This window comes from Pseudomonas oryzicola, assembly GCF_014269185.2.
GTDB classification, from domain to species: Bacteria; Pseudomonadota; Gammaproteobacteria; order Pseudomonadales; family Pseudomonadaceae; genus Aquipseudomonas; species Aquipseudomonas oryzicola.
The window spans coordinates 2,120,814-2,138,090 of sequence record NZ_JABWRZ020000001.1 but is presented as its reverse complement, the minus strand read 5'-3'; the positions used below and the strand labels follow the sequence as shown (position 1 = coordinate 2,138,090).

The 17,277-nt window shown below is 65.5% G+C and carries 9 protein-coding genes; 7 read left to right on the top strand and 2 right to left on the bottom strand.

What is annotated here, in order from left to right; all coding sequences use genetic code 11:
• Nucleotides 1–13 precede the first annotated feature (13 nt).
• The 7 genes from treZ (at nucleotide 14) to HU760_RS09465 (ending at nucleotide 11,459) form a co-directional block, all read left to right on the top strand.
• On the top strand, nucleotides 14–1,756 hold the full coding sequence (gene treZ / locus HU760_RS09495; protein WP_186674689.1) for a malto-oligosyltrehalose trehalohydrolase: 1,743 nt from the start codon (nucleotides 14–16) through the stop codon (nucleotides 1,754–1,756).
• On the top strand, nucleotides 1,753–3,822 hold the full coding sequence (gene malQ / locus HU760_RS09490; RefSeq protein WP_186674690.1) for a 4-alpha-glucanotransferase: 2,070 nt from the start codon (nucleotides 1,753–1,755) through the stop codon (nucleotides 3,820–3,822). Before treZ ends, malQ begins: the two co-directional genes overlap by 4 nt.
• A complete protein-coding gene (locus tag HU760_RS09485; RefSeq protein WP_186674691.1) occupies nucleotides 3,819–6,593 on the top strand; it encodes a malto-oligosyltrehalose synthase in 2,775 nt (924 codons plus the stop codon). Before malQ ends, HU760_RS09485 begins: the two co-directional genes overlap by 4 nt.
• Nucleotides 6,594–6,607: 14 nt before the next feature.
• Nucleotides 6,608–6,904 carry a DUF2934 domain-containing protein gene (locus HU760_RS09480; protein ID WP_170030637.1) on the top strand — a complete coding sequence of 99 codons (297 nt, stop codon included), beginning with the start codon at nucleotides 6,608–6,610 and terminating at the stop codon, nucleotides 6,902–6,904.
• 151 nt (nucleotides 6,905–7,055) lie between these two features.
• Nucleotides 7,056–9,209, top strand: coding sequence for a glycogen debranching protein GlgX (gene glgX, locus HU760_RS09475; RefSeq protein WP_186674692.1), 2,154 nt, complete (start codon nucleotides 7,056–7,058; stop codon nucleotides 9,207–9,209).
• A 62-nt stretch (nucleotides 9,210–9,271) separates the two neighbouring features.
• The gene (locus HU760_RS09470) at nucleotides 9,272–10,066 is read left to right on the top strand and encodes an endonuclease/exonuclease/phosphatase family protein (RefSeq protein WP_186674693.1); all 795 of its coding nucleotides are present in this window, start codon (nucleotides 9,272–9,274) and stop codon (nucleotides 10,064–10,066) included.
• Nucleotides 10,067–10,382: 316 nt separating this feature from the next.
• Entirely contained in the window at nucleotides 10,383–11,459 is a 1,077-nt protein-coding gene (locus tag HU760_RS09465) for an autotransporter domain-containing protein (RefSeq protein WP_186674694.1), read from the top strand.
• A 117-nt stretch (nucleotides 11,460–11,576) separates the two neighbouring features.
• Here HU760_RS09465 and glgB read toward each other — a convergent pair whose 3' ends face one another.
• Both glgB and treS read right to left on the bottom strand, forming a co-directional pair.
• Nucleotides 11,577–13,787 (bottom strand): 1,4-alpha-glucan branching protein GlgB, encoded by a 2,211-nt coding sequence (gene glgB / locus HU760_RS09460; protein WP_186674695.1) that lies wholly within the window; start codon nucleotides 13,785–13,787, stop codon nucleotides 11,577–11,579.
• Nucleotides 13,784–17,104, bottom strand: a complete 3,321-nt coding sequence (treS, locus tag HU760_RS09455; RefSeq protein WP_186674696.1) for a maltose alpha-D-glucosyltransferase — start codon at nucleotides 17,102–17,104, stop codon at nucleotides 13,784–13,786. Before treS ends, glgB begins: the two co-directional genes overlap by 4 nt.
• Between the last annotated feature and the right edge of the window lie 173 nt (nucleotides 17,105–17,277).

Sequence of the window (17,277 nt, the reverse complement as noted above, 5' to 3'; positions counted from 1 at the left end):
AGAGGGATCGAAGATGCACAGGCATGGCGCACACCTGCTGGACGCCACGTCGGCGCGCTTCGCCCTCTGGGCACCCGATGCGCGCAGCGTGAGCGTGGAACTGCAGCAGCAGCCGGCGATAGAGCTGCTGCCCGAAGAAGATGGCTGGTACACGGGAGTGGCCCCGGCCCGGGCAGGCGACAACTACCACTACCGGATCGACGGGCAGCTGCAAGTGGCCGACCCAGCGTCCCGTTACCAGCCCGACGGTGTCCATGGCCCCAGCCAGGTGGTGGATATCGCTGCCTACCCATGGCAGCACCGCTGGCAAGGCCGGCCTTGGCACGAAGCCGTGATCCAGGAACTGCACGTCGGTGCGCTGGGTGGCTACGCAGGCGTGGCCAGCCTGCTGCCACGCGTGGCCGCCACCGGCATCACCGCCATCGAACTGATGCCGATAGGCCAGTTCCCCGGCGCACGCAACTGGGGCTATGACGGTGTGTTGCCTTTCGCCGCCCAACGTTCCTACGGCACCCCGCAGCAACTGTGCCAGCTGATCGACCAGGCGCATGGCCATGGGCTGATGGTGATGCTCGACGTGGTCTACAACCACTTCGGCCCGGACGGCAATTACCTGCACCAGTACGCCAGCCCGTTCTTTCGCGAAGACCGCCAGACGCCCTGGGGCGCGGCCATCGACTTCCGGCGCCCGCAGGTGCGCGAGTACTTCATCCAGAACGCCTTGATGTGGCTGTGCGAGTACCGCTTCGACGGCCTGCGCCTGGATGCGGTGCATGCCATCGACCAGCCGGATTTCCTCGTCGAGCTGGCACAACGGGTGCGGGCTGCCGTGGAACCTGGCCGCCACGTGTGGCTGGTACTGGAAAACGAACACAACCAGGCCTTCCTGCTGGAGCAAGGTTTCGATGCGCAGTGGAACGACGACGGCCACAACGCCTTGCACGTACTGCTGACCGGCGAAACCGAAGGCTACTACGAAGACTACAAGCACCGGCCGATCGACAAGCTGGCCCGCTGCCTGGGCGAAGGCTTCGTGTTCCAGGGCGAAGCCAATCGCCACGGCCAGCCCAGGGGCGAACCGAGTGGCCACCTCGCACCCAGCGCTTTCGTGTTGTTCTTGCAGAACCATGACCAGATCGGCAACCGGGCGCTGGGCGAGCGCCTCAGCGTGCTGTGCCCGCCTGCGGCGTTGCGGGCAGCCACCGCCTTGCTGTTGCTGAGCCCGATGATCCCGCTGCTGTTCATGGGCGACGATGACGGCAGCCGCACGCCCTTCCTGTTCTTCACCGATTTCCACGACGAACTGGCCGACGCCGTACGTGAAGGCCGGCGCGGCGAATTCGCCCATTTCCCGGCCTTTGCCGACCCGGAACAGCGCGCCCGCATCCCCGACCCGAACGCCTTGCAGACCTTCGAACGCTCACGGCCAGACAGGCACGACGTGCTCGCTGGCTGGCATGGGCTCTATCAGCAGTTGCTGACAATACGCCGCCAGCAGTTGCTGCCACGCCTGCCTGGCACGCGTGCGCTGGGTGCCAAGGTGCTCGGTGCCAAGGCGCTGAGCGCCAGCTGGCGCCTGGGTGATGGCAGTACCTTGCGTATCGACCTGAACCTGGCGGACCAGCCGCAGCCCGTCGCGCTGCCACCAGCCGGGCTACGGCTGTTCGATAGCAGCGCCGATGCCCACCCGGACGACACCCTTTCCCCCTACAGTTGTGTGGCCAGCCTGCTGCCGCGCAGCCCGGAGACGCCATGAGCGAACCTTTGCTACACCAGCTGGCACGGCAGGCCGGGCTGGCCCGCGACTGGGTCGATGCCAACAACCGCCCCCAGCAAGTCAGTGACGATGTGCTGCGCCGGGTGCTGGAAGCCCTTGGCCATGGCTGCGCCGACGATGCCCAGGTACGTGACAGCCTGGCCAGCCTCGCGCACAGCGATGATGCCGAGCATGTGCCACCCCTGCTGACCGCGGATGTTGGCCAGGCGCTGGCGCTCGACCGCTACTTCGCCGGCGGCAGGCCGGTGCGCTGCACCCTGGAGGACGGCGCGCAGTTGCAATTGCAGCTGGATGCCCAGGGCCGGCTGCCTGGCCAGCTGCCACCGGGTTACCACCAACTACAGATCGAAGGCCATGCCTTCACCCTGGCCGTGGCACCGGCCGGTTGCGTGGCGCTGCATGACCGGGTCAGCCAACCGCCTGCGCGCTGCTGGGGCATCTCGGTGCAGCTATACAGCCTGCGTCGCCCTGGCGATGGTGGCTATGGCGACTGCATGGCCCTTGAACAACTGGCCCGCAGCGCTGCCGAACGCGGTGCCGATGCCCTGGCCATCAGCCCGATCCACGCGCTTTCGGCCTTCGACCAGCACCATTACAGCCCCTACTCCCCCTCCAGCCGGCTGCTGCTCAACAGCCTGTACGCCAGCCCGGCGGCCATCCTCGGCGAGCGCGCCGTGCGCCAGGCGGTGGAAGCCTGCGGCCTGGAACAGGCGCTGGAAGCGCTGGAGCAGGAGCCGCTGGTGGACTGGCCGCGCGCAGCCGAAGCCCGTCGCCGGCTGTTGCAGGCGCTGTACAAGGACTTCAGCCAAGGCGACCACCCGCAGCGAAGCGACTTCGACAGTTTCCGCGAGGCCGCCGGCGAAGCGCTGGAACACCATTGCCGCTTCGAAGTGCTGCAGGCCGAGGCGGTCGACCAGGGCCTCGGCGCCGACTGGCGCAACTGGCCAGAGGCCTGGCGCGACCCTTACCACGCCGAAGTACAGAGTTTTGCCGCCAGCTACCCGGCGCGCATCGAGTTCCATGCGTTCTGCCAGTGGCTGAGCGAACGCAGCCTGCAACGCGCCCAGGAAGCCGCGCGCGGCAATGGCATGGCGGTCGGCTTGATCGCCGACCTGGCGGTGGGTGCCGACGGCGCCGGCAGCCAGGCCTGGAGCCGCCAGGACGAGCTGCTGGCCAACCTCACCGTGGGTGCACCACCGGACATCCTCAACCGATCAGGCCAGGACTGGGGCATCTGCGGCTTCTCCCCGGAAGGCCTGAAACGCAACGGCTACCGCGCCTTCATCGAAATGCTGCGGGCCAACCTGGCGCACGCCGGCGGGCTGCGGATCGACCATGTGATGGGCTTGCGCCGTTTGTGGGTGATTCCGCGTGGTTCCAAGCCCAGCGAAGGTGCCTATCTCGAATACCCGCTGGACGACCTGCTGCGCCTGCTGGCACTGGAGTCGATGCGCCACGGCGCGGTCATCCTCGGCGAAGACCTGGGCACCGTGCCCGAAGGGCTACGCGAAGCCTTGGCCAAGAGCAATGTGCTGGGCATGCGGGTGCTGCCGTTCGAGCAAGCCTCGCCCGGCAACTTCACGCCGATCCTCGACTGGCCGGACAACGCCCTGGCCACCACCGGCACCCACGACCTGGCCCCCCTGGCCGGTTGGCTGGAAAACCGTGATATCGACTGGAGCCACCGCCTGCAACTGATCGATGCCGCGACCGAACTGCATTGGCGCCATGAGCGGCAGAAAGAACACGCCGGCCTGCGGCGTACGCTGGAATCCAACTATGGTCCGCTTGAGGACAACGACGCCGTGATCGACGCCGCCATTCGCTATGTCGGCCACACCCGCGCCCCGCTGGTGCTGGTCCCCCTCGAAGACCTGCTGGGCTGCGACGAGCAACCCAACCTGCCCGGTACCACCGAAGGCCATCCCAACTGGCGCCGGCGCTTTGCCCGACCAGTGCGTGAGCTGCTTGACGATGCCGATGCCGCCCGGCGTCTGGAACTGCTGGCCCAGGCCCGCGAGCAAGCCTGGGAGCGTGACCGATGAAAGCCCTGAGCGCGACCCTGCGCCTGCAGTTTCACAGTGACTTCACCCTCGACCACGCCGTGCCGCTGGTGCCGTACTTCGCCCAGCTGGGCATCAGCCACCTGTATGCCTCGCCCATCCTCAAGGCCCGCGCCGGTTCGCGCCATGGCTACGACGTGGTCGACCCGACCCAGGTCAACCCGGAACTGGGCGGCGAGGCAGCCCTGGTGCGGCTGGTTGCAGCCCTGCGCCAGCACGGCATGGGGCTGATCCTCGACACGGTGTCCAACCACATGGCCGTCGGCGGTGCCGACAACCCGTGGTGGCAAAGCCTGCTGGCCTGGGGCCGGCGCAGCCCGTATGCGCAGTTCTTCGACATCCAGTGGCATTCCAGCGACCCGTTGCTGGCCGGGCAGTTGCTGCTGCCATTCCTGGGCAGCGACTACGGTGTAGCGTTGAAGCAGGGTGAGATACCGCTGCAATTCGATCCGCAGCAAGGCTTGCTGCAGATCGCCCATTACCAGCACCGTTTTCCGATCTGCCCGGCCGATTACGGCTGGATTCTGGCCTTGAGTCCGGAACCGGCGCTCAAGGCCCTGGCCGAACATTTCACCGCCCTGCACGCATCGCCCGACCCGCTGGCCGACGCCCTGCCCCTGCACGCAGAGCTGGCACGCCTGGTGGGTGAAGGTGCCGACCTGCAATCGGCACTGGTAGCCTTCGACAGCCGCAGCGAGGCCGGCTTCCGGCGCCTGCACCTGCTGCTGGAACGCCAGACCTACCGCCTGGCCAGCTGGCGCACCGCTGCCGACGACATCAACTGGCGGCGCTTCTTCGATATCAACGAACTGGGCGGCTTGCGGGTGGAGCGTGCGGTGGTGTTCGAAGCCACCCATGCCAAGCTCTTCGAGCTGATCGAGCGCGGCCTGGTGGATGGCCTGCGCATCGACCATATCGATGGCCTGGCCGACCCGCGCGGCTACTGCCGCAAACTGCGCCGGCGGGTCGATGGCTTGCTGGCGCGGCGCCCGCTGCACGCGGCGCTGGAGCACTTCCCGATCTACGTGGAAAAAATCCTCGGTGCCGACGAGCACCTGCATCGCGACTGGCTGACCGACGGCACCACCGGCTACGAATTCATGAACCAGGTGTCGCTGCTGCAGCACGACCCTGCGGGCGAGGCCGCCCTGACCGAGTTGTGGACCAACGTCACAGAGCGCCCCGCCTTCGCCGAAGAAGTGCGCCAGGCCCGTCACCTGGTGCTCAATGCCAGCCTGGCCGGGGACTGCGAGTCGGTGGCCCAGGCGCTGTTGCAGGTGGCGCGCAACGACCTGATGACCCGCGACCTGACCTTGGGTGCGATCCGTCGCGCCTTGCAGGCGCTGGTGGCGCATTACCCGGTGTACCGCACCTACTTCAATGCCTGCGGCCGCCCGGCGCAAGACGAAGCATTCTTCCAGCAGGCGCTGGCCAACGCCCGGCAAGACCTCAGCGAGGCCGACTGGCCACTGCTCGAACAACTCGAGCAGTGGCTGGGCGGGCAAGCCTGGCGCAAGTTGCCAGCGGGCTATGCGCGCAAGCAATTGCGCCACGCCTGCGTGCGCTTCCAGCAATTGACCGCGCCCAGCGCCGCCAAGGCCGTGGAAGACACCGCCTTCTACCGCAGCGCACGGCTGCTGTCGCGCAACGACGTCGGCTTCGAGGCCGAGCGCTTCAGTGCCCCGCCCGAACACTTCCACAACGAGGCGCAGCGGCGCCTGCGCGACTTCCCTGACAACTTGCTGGCCACCGCCACGCATGACCACAAGCGTGGCGAAGACACCCGCGCGCGCCTGGCAGTGCTGAGCGAGCGCGGCCCGTGGCTGGCCAGCCGGGTGGAACACTGGCGCGAGCTGGCAAGCCCGTTGCGCGTGGCCCTGGACGACGGCCCGGCGCCCAGCCCCGGTGATGAGCTGATGCTGTTGCAGACCTTGCTCGGCAGCTGGCCACTGGACCTCGACCCGCATGATGACAACGGCCTGCGCCAATACGCCGAGCGCATTCGCCAGTGGCAGCAGAAGGCCGTGCGTGAAGCCAAGCTGCGCAGCAGCTGGAGCGCGCCCAACGAGGGTTATGAAGCTGCCTGTGCGCGTTATGTCGACGGCCTGCTGCTGGACAGCGAGAACCAGCAGTTGCGCAAGTCGCTGGCCGAAGCCGCCCAGCTGCTGGCCTGCCCCGGCGCACTCAATGGCCTGGTACAGGCCCTGCTGCGCATGACCACGCCCGGTGTGCCCGACCTGTACCAGGGCAACGAATACTGGGACTTCAGCCTGGTCGACCCGGACAACCGCAGGGCCGTGGATTATGCCACCCGGCGCAACACCCTGGCCGACGCCACCCCGCTGGCCGAACTGCTGGCCCACTGGCAGGACGGCCGGATCAAGCAGGCGCTGATTGCCCGCCTGCTCGACTGCCGCCAGGCCAACGCCGAGCTGTTCCGCCGCGGTGCCTACCTGCCGCTGACCGTGCACGGTCGCCACGCCGACAAGGTACTGGCGTTCGCCCGCCTGGGCGAAGGCCAGCGCGCCGTCATCATCGCGCCACGCCTGGCCAGTACCCTGCTGGGCGCAGCTACCATACCCCTGATCCCGGCGCAGAACTGGGACGACACCCGGGTAAGTTTGCCGTTTGCCTTGTCGCCTGCCAATTCGACTGGACTTTTTGGCGGTGCCGTTGTCAGCCCTGTTAGAGAGTTGATGTTGAGCACCGTGCTATCGGAGTTTCCAGTCAACCTGTTGATCGAACATGCCTAGCATTCAGGAGCGTCGTGATGAGTGTCGATGAAAAACGTGTACGCGAATTCGCCTACCAGATCTGGGAATCGGAGGGGAAACCGGAGGGCCAGGAAAGCCGCCATTGGGACATGGCGCGCAAGCTTGCCGAAGCCGAGGCATTGGCCCCCGAGGCCAAGCCCAAGGCGGCCGGCAAAGCCAAGGTAGCGGCCAAGCCGAAAGCAGCGGCAGCGCCCAAGGCGCCCGCCGAGCCCAAGGTAGCGGCGCTGCCGGGTGTCAAGCCGGCTGCGGCGAAGAAACCACGTGCGGTGAAGAAGCCCACTGCCGGCTGAGCCGCTACCGGCCCTTTCGCGGTAAGCCCGCTGCCACGAGCCTGTACCGGCTAGCGGTTGGGGAGATCCCTGTGGGAGCGGGCGTGCCCGCGAAAGGCCGGCCCCGCCATCCATCGTTCCGTTTCCAACACCCGGCCATTCGAGGACCGTCATGAGCCCGCGCACGCCCAAGAAAACCCGCTCCGTTGCTCCCTCGCGCATCCGCGAAGGCCTGCCCTTCCCCCTCGGCGCCACCTGGGACGGCCTGGGCGTCAACTTCGCCCTGTTCTCGGCCAACGCCACCAAGGTCGAGCTGTGCCTGTTCGACCCGACCGGTGAAAAGGAAATCGAACGCATCGAGCTACCGGAATACACCGACGAGATCTATCACGGTTACCTGCCCGACGCGCACCCTGGGCTGATCTACGGCTATCGCGTGCACGGCCCGTACGAGCCGGAGAACGGCCATCGCTTCAACCCCAACAAGCTGCTGATCGACCCTTACGCCAAACAACTGGTCGGCGCGCTGAAGTGGTCCGAAGCGCTGTTCGGCTATACCATCGGCCACCCCGACGGCGACCTGTCGTTCGATGAACGGGACAGTGCGCCGTTCGTGCCCAAGTGCAAGGTCATCGACCCGGCCTTCACCTGGGGCCGCGATGAGCGGGTGCAGATCCCCTGGGAGCGCACCATCATCTACGAGGCCCACACCAAGGGCATCAGCATGCGCCACCCCGCTGTGCCGGAACACCTGCGCGGCACCTTCGGCGGCCTGGCCAACGACGAGCTGCTCGGGCACATCAAGGAGCTGGGGGTATCCAGCATCGAGCTGCTGCCGATCCATGCCTTCGTCAACGACCAGCACCTGCTGCAGAAAGGCCTGAACAACTACTGGGGCTACAACACCATCGCCTTCTTCGCCCCCCACCCGGCCTACCTGGCCAGCGGCAAGATCGCCGAGTTCAAGGAAATGGTCGCGCACCTGCACGACGCCGGGCTGGAAGTGATTCTCGACGTGGTCTACAACCACACCGCAGAGGGCAACGAGCTGGGGCCCACGCTATCGATGCGCGGTATCGACAACGCCTCGTACTACCGGCTGATGCCCGAGCAGAAGCGCTACTACATCAATGACTCCGGCACCGGCAACACGCTGGACCTCAGCCACCCCTGCGTGCTGCAGCTGGTCACCGATTCGCTGCGCTACTGGGCCGGCGAGATGCATGTGGACGGCTTCCGCTTCGACCTGGCCACCATCCTCGGCCGCTACCACGAAGGCTACAGCGAGCGTCACAGCTTCCTGGTCGCCTGCCGCCAGGACCCGCTGCTGCGCCAGGTCAAGCTGATCGCCGAGCCCTGGGACTGCGGCCCGGGCGGCTACCAGGTGGGCAATTTCGCCCCGGGCTGGGCAGAGTGGAACGACCGCTTCCGCGACACCATGCGGGCCTTCTGGAAAGGTGACGAGGGTCAGCTGGCCGACTTTGCCGCGCGCATGACCGCCTCCGGCGACATGTTCAACAACCGTGGCCGACGGCCGTACGCGTCGGTGAACTTCATCACCGCCCATGACGGTTTCACCTTGCGCGACCTGGTCTCGTACAACGAGAAGCACAACGAAGACAACGACGAGAACAACCAGGACGGCACCGACAACAACCTGTCGTGGAACTGTGGCGTCGAGGGGCCTACCCAGGACCCGGGGATCAATGCCCTGCGCATGCGGCAGATGCGCAATTACTTCGCCACCTTGCTGTTCGCCCAGGGCACGCCGATGATCGTCGCCGGCGACGAGTTCAGCCGTACCCAGCACGGCAACAACAATGCCTACTGCCAGGACAGCGAAATCGGCTGGGTGAACTGGGAGCTGGACCAGGAAGGCCAGGAGTTGCTGAAGTTCGTCAAGCGCCTGACCCGGCTGCGCCTCACTTACCCGGTATTGCGCCGTTCGCGCTTCCTGGTGGGTGACTACAATGAAGCCATCGGGGTCAAGGACGTGACCTGGCTGGCACCAGACGGCAACGAGATGAGCGTGGAGCAGTGGGAAGACCCGCACGGGCGCTGCCTGGGCATGCTGATCGATGGCCGTGCCCAGGTCAGCGGCATCGCCCGGCCAGGCGCCGAGGCCACCGTGCTGCTGATCGTCAACGCTCACCATGACATCGTGCCGTTCAAACTGCCGAGCGTGCCTGAAGGGGATTACTGGAGCTGCCTGGTCGATACCGACCGGCCGGAACTGCGCAAGGGCCAGCACCTGCAGTTCGACAGCACCTTCGAGGTCAAGGGGCGGTCGTTGTTGCTGATGGTGTTGCAGCGCGACGAGGAGTGAACCTGAACCGCTGGCATGGGTCTTTTATGTTGGAGCGTGTAAACCGTACCTGAGGAGCCACCGTGAACCCCGAAGCCGGCGGTAAAGGTTTCGCCAGCGTCAACCAGGCCCCGGCCGTGAAGCGCCTGCGGGTGCTGACGGTGAATACCCACAAGGGCTTCACCGCCTTCAACCGGCGCTTCATCCTGCCGGAGCTGCGCGAGGCGGTGCGCAGCACCCAGGCGGATATCGTCTTCCTCCAGGAAGTGCTCGGCAGCCATGATCGCCACGCTGCACGCTACCCCGGCTGGCCGCAGACGTCCCAGTACGAGTTCCTTGCCGACAGCATGTGGAGCGACTTTGCCTACGGTCGCAATGCGGTCTACCCCGACGGCCACCATGGCAATGCCCTGCTTTCCAAATACCCGATCATCGAACACCGCAACCTCGACGTGTCGATCACCGGCCCCGAACGCCGCGGCCTGCTGCATTGCATTCTCGACGTCCCCGGGCAGCACAGCGTGCACGCCATCTGCGTGCACCTGTCGCTGCTGGAAAGCCACCGCCAGAAACAGCTGCAACTGCTGCGCAGACTGCTTGAATCATTACCCGGCGACGCCCCGGTGATCATCGCCGGTGACTTCAACGACTGGAAATCCCACGGCAACCGCACCCTGGGCCTGCAGCGCGACCTGCACGAGGCCTTCGAGCGCCATCACGGCCACCTCGCCCGTACCTACCCTGCGCGCTTGCCACTGCTGCGCCTGGACCGCATCTACCTGCGCAACGCGGAAAGCCATGGCCCGCGTATTCTGGGGCACAAACCTTGGTCGCACCTGTCGGATCACCTGCCCCTGGCAGTGGAAGTCAGGCTTTAGCAATCATTTTTCATAGTGCAGGGACGGCAAATAGCGAACCCGGCTATGCCGCAGATTTTATTCAATAAAATCAAAGCGTTGATCAAGATCACGCGACACCTATGCTTTTTTCACGCTTTCTTGACGCAAGCGGCGGCCTCTCCTTAGCTGATCTTGTCTAACACTGAATATCTCGCGCCGGGCCCTCTAGCTCGCGCCTTCGTGCGCGTCCGCGAAAGCTGGCGTGCTGGTTTGGGTCGCCCACTGTTTTTTCGGTACAGCTCGTGACCTCAGGCCAGGTCCCAGGCTGTACCCCAAAAAACCAAGGAGATCCGCCATGAAAAGCACCTCGAACCCCTCGCGCTTCGACAGCATTTTCTATGCGGTTTCCACGTCGCTGCTTCTGGCAACCCCGGTGGAAACGATCGCGTACGAACTGCAGGATGACCCCACTTCGCCCAGCTTCCTGCAGCAACTCGCGCCACCGCAGCTATCGCTCGACCCGGTCAGCGCCAGTGGCTTGAGTATCGGTACCCTGAATGCGTTCTCGCAAAAGATCAGCGAGCGCCATGGGCTGGCCGTAGCGGACCCGGGTGCCAGCCAGTGGGCGCAGTTCTTCCCCGGCCCCGCCCGCAGCGGCGCGCAGCCACCGGACCAGCTGGAGGCGCCCAGCCAGCAGTTGACGATCGGCCCGGACCTGTTCGTGCGCGAAACGGCAGCGGGCAATGTGCACCGTGCGGGCATCTTCGTGGGGCAGAACAACCTGCAGACGCACTTCAACGGCATGCGCCGGCTGCTGGGCGACAAACAGCGCAACGCGGTGAACCTGAGCGGCGAGAGCCTGGGTGTCTACTGGAGCATGACCCATGAACAGGGCTGGCACCTGGATGCCGTGGCCATGGGTTCGCGCATAGACATCAACGGCCGCAGTGCCAATGGCCAGCGCCTGGATGACAGCGGCCATGCCATGACCCTCTCCCTGGAAGGTGGCATTCCCATCGGCCTGGGGGGCGGTTGGGTGATCGAACCGCAGGCGCAGTTGATCAACCAGCAGTTCTTCCCTGGCAACCAGGCCCAGGAAGAGACTTTGCAGGCCTTCGACAGCCAGCCGAACTGGAGTGGACGGGTCGGTGCCCGCTTGTCCGGGCGCTACGATGTGCGCGGCATGCCGATCGAGCCCTATGTGCGCACTAACGTGTGGTATGACTTCAGCAATGCCAATGAGGTGAAGCTGGACCAGGTCGACAAGATCTCCAGCTCACGCTATTCGACCACGGTGGAACTGGGCCTGGGGCTGGTGGCGCGGGTGACGCCGGCGGTGGCGTTGTTTGTCAGTGCCGACTACAGCAGTGACGTGGATGACAATGACCTCAACGGATTGATTGGCAGCCTTGGGGTGCGGATGCGGTGGTAGGCAGGTTCGGCCCATTCGCGGGTGAACCCGCTCCCACAAGGACAGCACAGGGTCTGAAGCTTGTGCAATACCTGTGGGAGCGGGTTTACCCGCGAAGAGGCCAGTACAAGCAACACATCAGGCGGGTTTCATGATCAATACCCCAAGCGGCGGCAGGTTCAGTGCCAGTGACTGCGGCTGGCCATGGCTGGCTATCTCGTCACTTTCCACCACACCCAGGTTGCCCACATTCGACCCGGCATACAGCTCGGCATCACTGTTCAGCAGTTCCTGCCAGCGCTCGCCAAACGGCACGCCAATGCGGTACCCCTCACGCGGCACCGGGGTGAAGTTGGCCACCACCAGCACCGGTTCGCCACTGCTGCTCCAGCGCAGCCAGGCGTACACGCTGTTCTGCGCATCATCGCCGATCAGCCACTGGAAGCCCTGCGGCTGGCAATCCTGCTCATGCAGCGCAGGCACATCCCGGTACAGGCGGTTGAGGTCGCTGACCAGGCGCTGCACACCCTGGTGCTCCGGGTACTGCAACAGGTACCAGTCCAGCTCGCTGTCGTGGTCCCACTCGCGCCATTGGCCGAACTCGCAGCCCATGAACAGCAGCTTCTTGCCCGGGTGCGCCCACATGAAGGTGAGGTAGGCACGCAGGTTGGCGAACTTCTGCCAGCGGTCGCCGGGCATCTTGTCGATCAGCGAATGCTTGCCGTGCACCACTTCGTCATGGGAGATGGGCAGGATGAAGTGCTCGGAATAGGCATAGATCAGGCCGAAGCTCATCTCGTTGTGGTGGTAGGTGCGGTGCACCGGGTCGTTCTGGATGTAATGCAAGGTGTCGTGCATCCAGCCCATGTTCCACTTGTAGGCAAAGCCCAGGCCACCCTGTTGGGTTGGCTGGCTGACACCAGGCCAGGCGGTTGATTCCTCGGCGATGATCAGCGCCCCCGGTGCTTCGTGGGCTGCCACGCCGTTGAGGTGGCGGATGAAGTCTATGGCCTCCAGGTTCTCGCGCCCGCCATGGCGGTTGGGTACCCATTCGCCAGCCTTGCGCGAATAGTCGCGGTACAGCATCGAGGCCACCGCATCGACCCGCAGGCCGTCGATGTGGAAGTGCTTCAGCCAGTGCAGCGCCGAGGCCATCATGAAACCGCGCACTTCGTTGCGGCCGAGGTTGTAGATCAGCGTGTTCCAGTCCTGGTGGTAGCCTTCCAGCGGGTTGTCGTATTCGTACAGGGCAGTGCCGTCGAAACGTGCCAGGCCGTGTTCGTCGGTGGGGAAATGCGCCGGCACCCAATCGAGCAGGACGCCGATGCCGCCCTGGTGGCAGGCATCGACGAAGGCGGCGAAGTCCTCGGCGGTGCCGTAGCGCGAGGTAGGCGCGAACAGCGACAGCGGCTGGTAACCCCAGGAACCACCGAACGGGTGCTCCATGATCGGCAGCAGTTCGATGTGGGTGAAGCCCAGTTCCTGCACGTAGGGCACCAGGCGTTCGGCCAGTTCGCGCCAGTTGTAAAAGCGCCCGACGTCGCCTGCCTCGTCCAGTTCGCAGCGCCACGACCCCGGGTGCAGTTCGTAGATCGACAGCGGCGCACTGTAGGCGTGGCGCTGCGCACGTTGCGCCATCCAGTCGTGGTCCTGCCAGGCGTGACTGAGCGCCCCCGCCACCTTGGACGCGGTACTCGGCGGCAGCTCGGTGGCACGCGCCAGCGGGTCGGCCTTCAGCGGCAGGATGCCGTCCTTGCCCAGCACCTCGTACTTGTAGGTTTCACCCACACCCAGGCGCGGCACGAACAGTTCCCACACCCCGGCGCTGTGGCGCAGGCGCATGGGGTGGCGACGGCCGTCCCAGTTGTTGAAGTCGCCCACCACCGAGACCCGGCGTGCATTGGGGGCCCACACCGAGAAGCACACACCGTCGACGCCATCGACCCGCGTCGGCTGGGCGCCGAAACGCCCGGACAGGTCGCGATGATTACCCTCGGCGAACAGGTACAGGTCCATGTCGCCCAGTTGCGGGCCGAAGCTGTAGGGGTCTTCGGTAATCTGCTCGCCACCGGCCCAGGCGATCTGCAGCAGGTACGGGTGTGCCTCGTCGAGGTGCGCGCTGAACAACCCAGGCAGGCTGCCCTGCTCCATTTCGGCGAGGATGCGCCCGTCATGCCGGGCCAGAATGCGCACATTCAGGGCATTGGGCAGGTAGGCGCGGATCACCTGCCCGCCAGTACCGTCGCCATGGGGGCCGAGTACCGCAAATGGGTCGGCGTGCTCGGCGCGGGCCAGGGCGTCGAGGTCCCGTTGCCGAAGGCCGCCGTTTTCACGCGTTGTTAGGTTCATTCTGACTCTCCCCAGGTACTGATCAGTCCATGCAGGCCATGCAAAGGCACGGCCAGCCAACTTGGACGGTTTTCGGCTTCGTATGTGATTTCGTAGGCAGCTTTTTCCAGGCAGAACAGTTCCAGTGCGGCACGTTCGCCTTCGGCCTGCTGCCAGGCATGGGGCATGGCCGCCGTGGCCAGGCCATAGGCTTCGACAAAGGCATGCCGCGACTGGTGCAGGTACTGCCGGGCAACCCGCTGCCGGGCCTGCCGCGCCGGGTCGGAAAGGTCCACCGCAGACGCGCTGCGCAGGATCATGGCAGCAGCATAGTCGAACGATCGCAGCACGCCGCTGACATCCTTGTACGGGCTGTGTTTCGCCCGCCGTTCTTGCAGCGGCCGGGCCGGTTCACCTTCGAAATCGATCAGGTAGGCATCGCCCTGCACCACCAGCACCTGGCCCAGGTGCAGGTCGCCGTGCACGCGCATCAGCAGGCCACCCTGGGCCTGGCGGGTGAGCTCGGCAATGTGCTGGGCCAGGCCGTCGCGCTGCTGTTGCAGGTCGTCGACCAATGCCTGGCTGTCGCTGTCGAGGTGGTCACGGTGCTGCACCAGCAGGTCGAGGGCGCGGCTCAGTTCGGCAGTGATCTGCGCGCTCCAGCGTTCACTGTCGGCAGCATCGCTCGGCCGCGGCTGGAAGGCCTCGTCGTTGCTCGGCGCCGCCAGCAACAGGTGCATCTCGCCCAGGCGCTGGCCAAGCAAGGCGGCAAAGCCGGTCAGCTCGGCCAGCGCGTCGGTGTGCACCTCGGTGTCGAGGCTGGCAGGCTCCATCTGGTCGCGGATGGCCCGTTCCAGGGTGTTCTGGGTCCAGGCCCAGGCATCGCCCTGGTTGCTCAGGTAGCCCTGGGCAATCATCAGCAGGTGTGGCGCGCCTTGCTCGTCCACACGGCTGACCCAGGCCAGCAACGGCGAGATATTGGCAAACCCGGCAGCGGTCAGGTATGCACTCATTTCCAGCTCCGGGTGCACCCCCGGGTTGACCCGGCGGATCAGCTTGAGCACCACCTGGTCGCCGATCACCACCGAACTGTTGGACTGCTCGGCACTGAGATAGCGCACGGTGCTTTCCTCGTTCAGGCCCAGCCCGGCCAACTGTTCCGTGCACTGGAAGCGCAGTTCGCCCTCGCCACGGCCGCAGGGCAGTTGCAGGCCATCCTGGCAGGCCCGCAGCACCGCGCGAATGAACGGTTCGAGGACGAAGGCATCGGTGATCAGCCCGACCTGGTGGGCACGCCGCACCCGCGACAGGGCCAGTTGCTGGGGCAACGCGGTGCTGATCTGTTCTTCTCGCAACAGGCCGAACGGCAGCTGGTAGCGGCTGCCCACGCCGTCGCTGGACACTTCGATTTCGCTGAGCAGCACCGGGCTGGTGGCCGTGCCGAAACGCACGCCGTAGCACAGCCGTACCTGGTCGATCGGGCTTTCCTTGCCGGCGAACCAGCGCCGCTTGGGCAGGTACTGCGGCAGGATGGCGCCTTGCAGGGTATCGCTGGAAGGGGCATCGAGCAGCTCTTCCATGCGCTTGCGCAACACTAGCGTGGTCAATTCGGGTAACCCCTCGGTGGGCTGGATGTGCCAGCTCGGCATGCGGTCGTGCTCAGCCAGCAGGAACCAGTAGAAGGCATAGGGCGGCAAGGTCAGCAGGAACGGCAGTTGCCCGATCGGCGGGAAGGCGCTGCCACCGAGCATCTCCACTGGTACTTTGTCGGCGTACTGTGACAATTCCAGTTCGGCCGCCTGCGCGGCACGGGAGACGTTGGCCACGCACAGGATGACCTCGGTATTACCGTCGGCATCGGTGTATTCGCGGATATAGGCGAGGATGCGCCGGTTGTTCGGCGTCAGCGTGCGCAGGCTGCCACGGCCAAAGGCCTTCTGCTGCTTGCGCACCGCCAGCATGCGCCGGGTCCAGTTGAGCAACGAGTGCGGGTCGTTGGCCTGGGCCTCGACGTTGACCGTCTGGTAGCCGTACAGCGGGTCCATGATCGGTGGCAGCACCAGGCGCTGCGGGTCGGCACGGGAGAACCCGCCATTGCGGTCCGGCGACCATTGCATGGGGGTGCGCACGCCATCCCGGTCGCCGAGGTAGATGTTGTCGCCCATGCCCAGCTCATCGCCGTAGTACAGCGTGGGCGTGCCGGGCATCGACAGCAGCAGGCTGGTGAGCAGCTCGATCCGCCGGCGGTCACGCTGCAACAGCGGCGCCAGGCGCCGGCGGATACCCAGGTTGATACGCGCGCGGCGGTCCTCGGCGTAGTAGTTCCACAGGTAGTCGCGCTCGCGGTCGGTGACCATTTCCAGGGTCAGTTCATCGTGGTTGCGCAAAAAGATCGCCCACTGGCAATTGGCCGGAATCTCCGGGGTCTGGCGCAGGATGTCGGTGATCGGGAAGCGGTCTTCCATGGCCAGCGCCATGTACATGCGCGGCATCAGCGGGAAGTGGAAGGCCATGTGGCATTCGTCGCCCTCACCTTCACCGAAGTATGGGCGGGTGTCTTCCGGCCACTGGTTGGCTTCGGCCAACAGCATGCGGTCCGGGTAGTTGGCGTCGATCTCGGCGCGGATCGCCTTGAGCACAGTGTGGGTTTCCGCAAGGTTCTCGTTGTTGGTGCCGTCGCGCTCGATCAGGTAGGGGATGGCGTCCAGGCGCAGGCCATCGACCCCCAGGTCGAGCCAGAAGCGCATGACGCCGATCACCGCCTTGAGCACCTGCGGGTTGTCGAAGTTGAGGTCAGGCTGGTGCGAATAGAAACGGTGCCAGAAGTACTGCCCGGCGACCGGGTCCCAGGTCCAGTTGGATTTCTCGGTATCGAGGAAGATGATGCGCGTGCCGTCGTACTTCTGGTCGTCATCCGACCAGACGTAGAAGTCCCGCGCCTTGCTGCCGCGCTTGGCGTGGCGGGCGCGCTGGAACCAAGGGTGCTGGTCGCTGGTGTGGTTGATGACCAGCTCGGTGATCACCCGCAGGCCGCGCTTGTGCGCCTCGGCGATGAAGCGGCGGGCGTCGGCGAGGTTGCCGTAGTCGGCATGCACGGCCTTGTATTCGGCAATGTCATAACCGTCGTCGCGGCGTGGCGAGGGGTAGAACGGCAGCAGCCACAGGGTGTTGACGCCCAGCTCGGCGATGTAGTCGAGCTTGCTGATCAGGCCGGCGAAGTCGCCGATGCCGTCGTTGTTCGAATCGAAGAACGACTTGACGTGCAGCTGGTAGATGACGGCGTCCTTGTACCACAGCGGGTCGTCGATGAAGGCTGCCGGGCGGGAACGCTTGGCCATGTGCGACTCCTTTCTTTTCTGCGGACCGTGTTGCCTGGTTCTGCGGCTGCTGTGCAGCCATCGCTGGCAAGCCGGCTCCCACAGGTTTCTGTACAGAGTTCAAATCCGGCGCCGCTCCGTGTCGGAGCGGGCTTGCCGGCGATGGGCCGCAACGCGGCCCCCGACACTCGAGC

Coding starts and splice junctions, on each gene's coding strand:
- treZ (WP_186674689.1), top strand. CDS start 14: ATGCACAGGCATGGCGCACACCTGCTGGACGCCACGTCGGCGCGCTTC.
- malQ (WP_186674690.1), top strand. CDS start 1,753: ATGAGCGAACCTTTGCTACACCAGCTGGCACGGCAGGCCGGGCTGGCC.
- HU760_RS09485 (WP_186674691.1), top strand. CDS start 3,819: ATGAAAGCCCTGAGCGCGACCCTGCGCCTGCAGTTTCACAGTGACTTC.
- glgX (WP_186674692.1), top strand. CDS start 7,056: ATGAGCCCGCGCACGCCCAAGAAAACCCGCTCCGTTGCTCCCTCGCGC.
- HU760_RS09465 (WP_186674694.1), top strand. CDS start 10,383: ATGAAAAGCACCTCGAACCCCTCGCGCTTCGACAGCATTTTCTATGCG.
- glgB (WP_186674695.1), bottom strand. CDS start 13,787: ATGAACCTAACAACGCGTGAAAACGGCGGCCTTCGGCAACGGGACCTC.
- treS (WP_186674696.1), bottom strand. CDS start 17,104: ATGGCCAAGCGTTCCCGCCCGGCAGCCTTCATCGACGACCCGCTGTGG.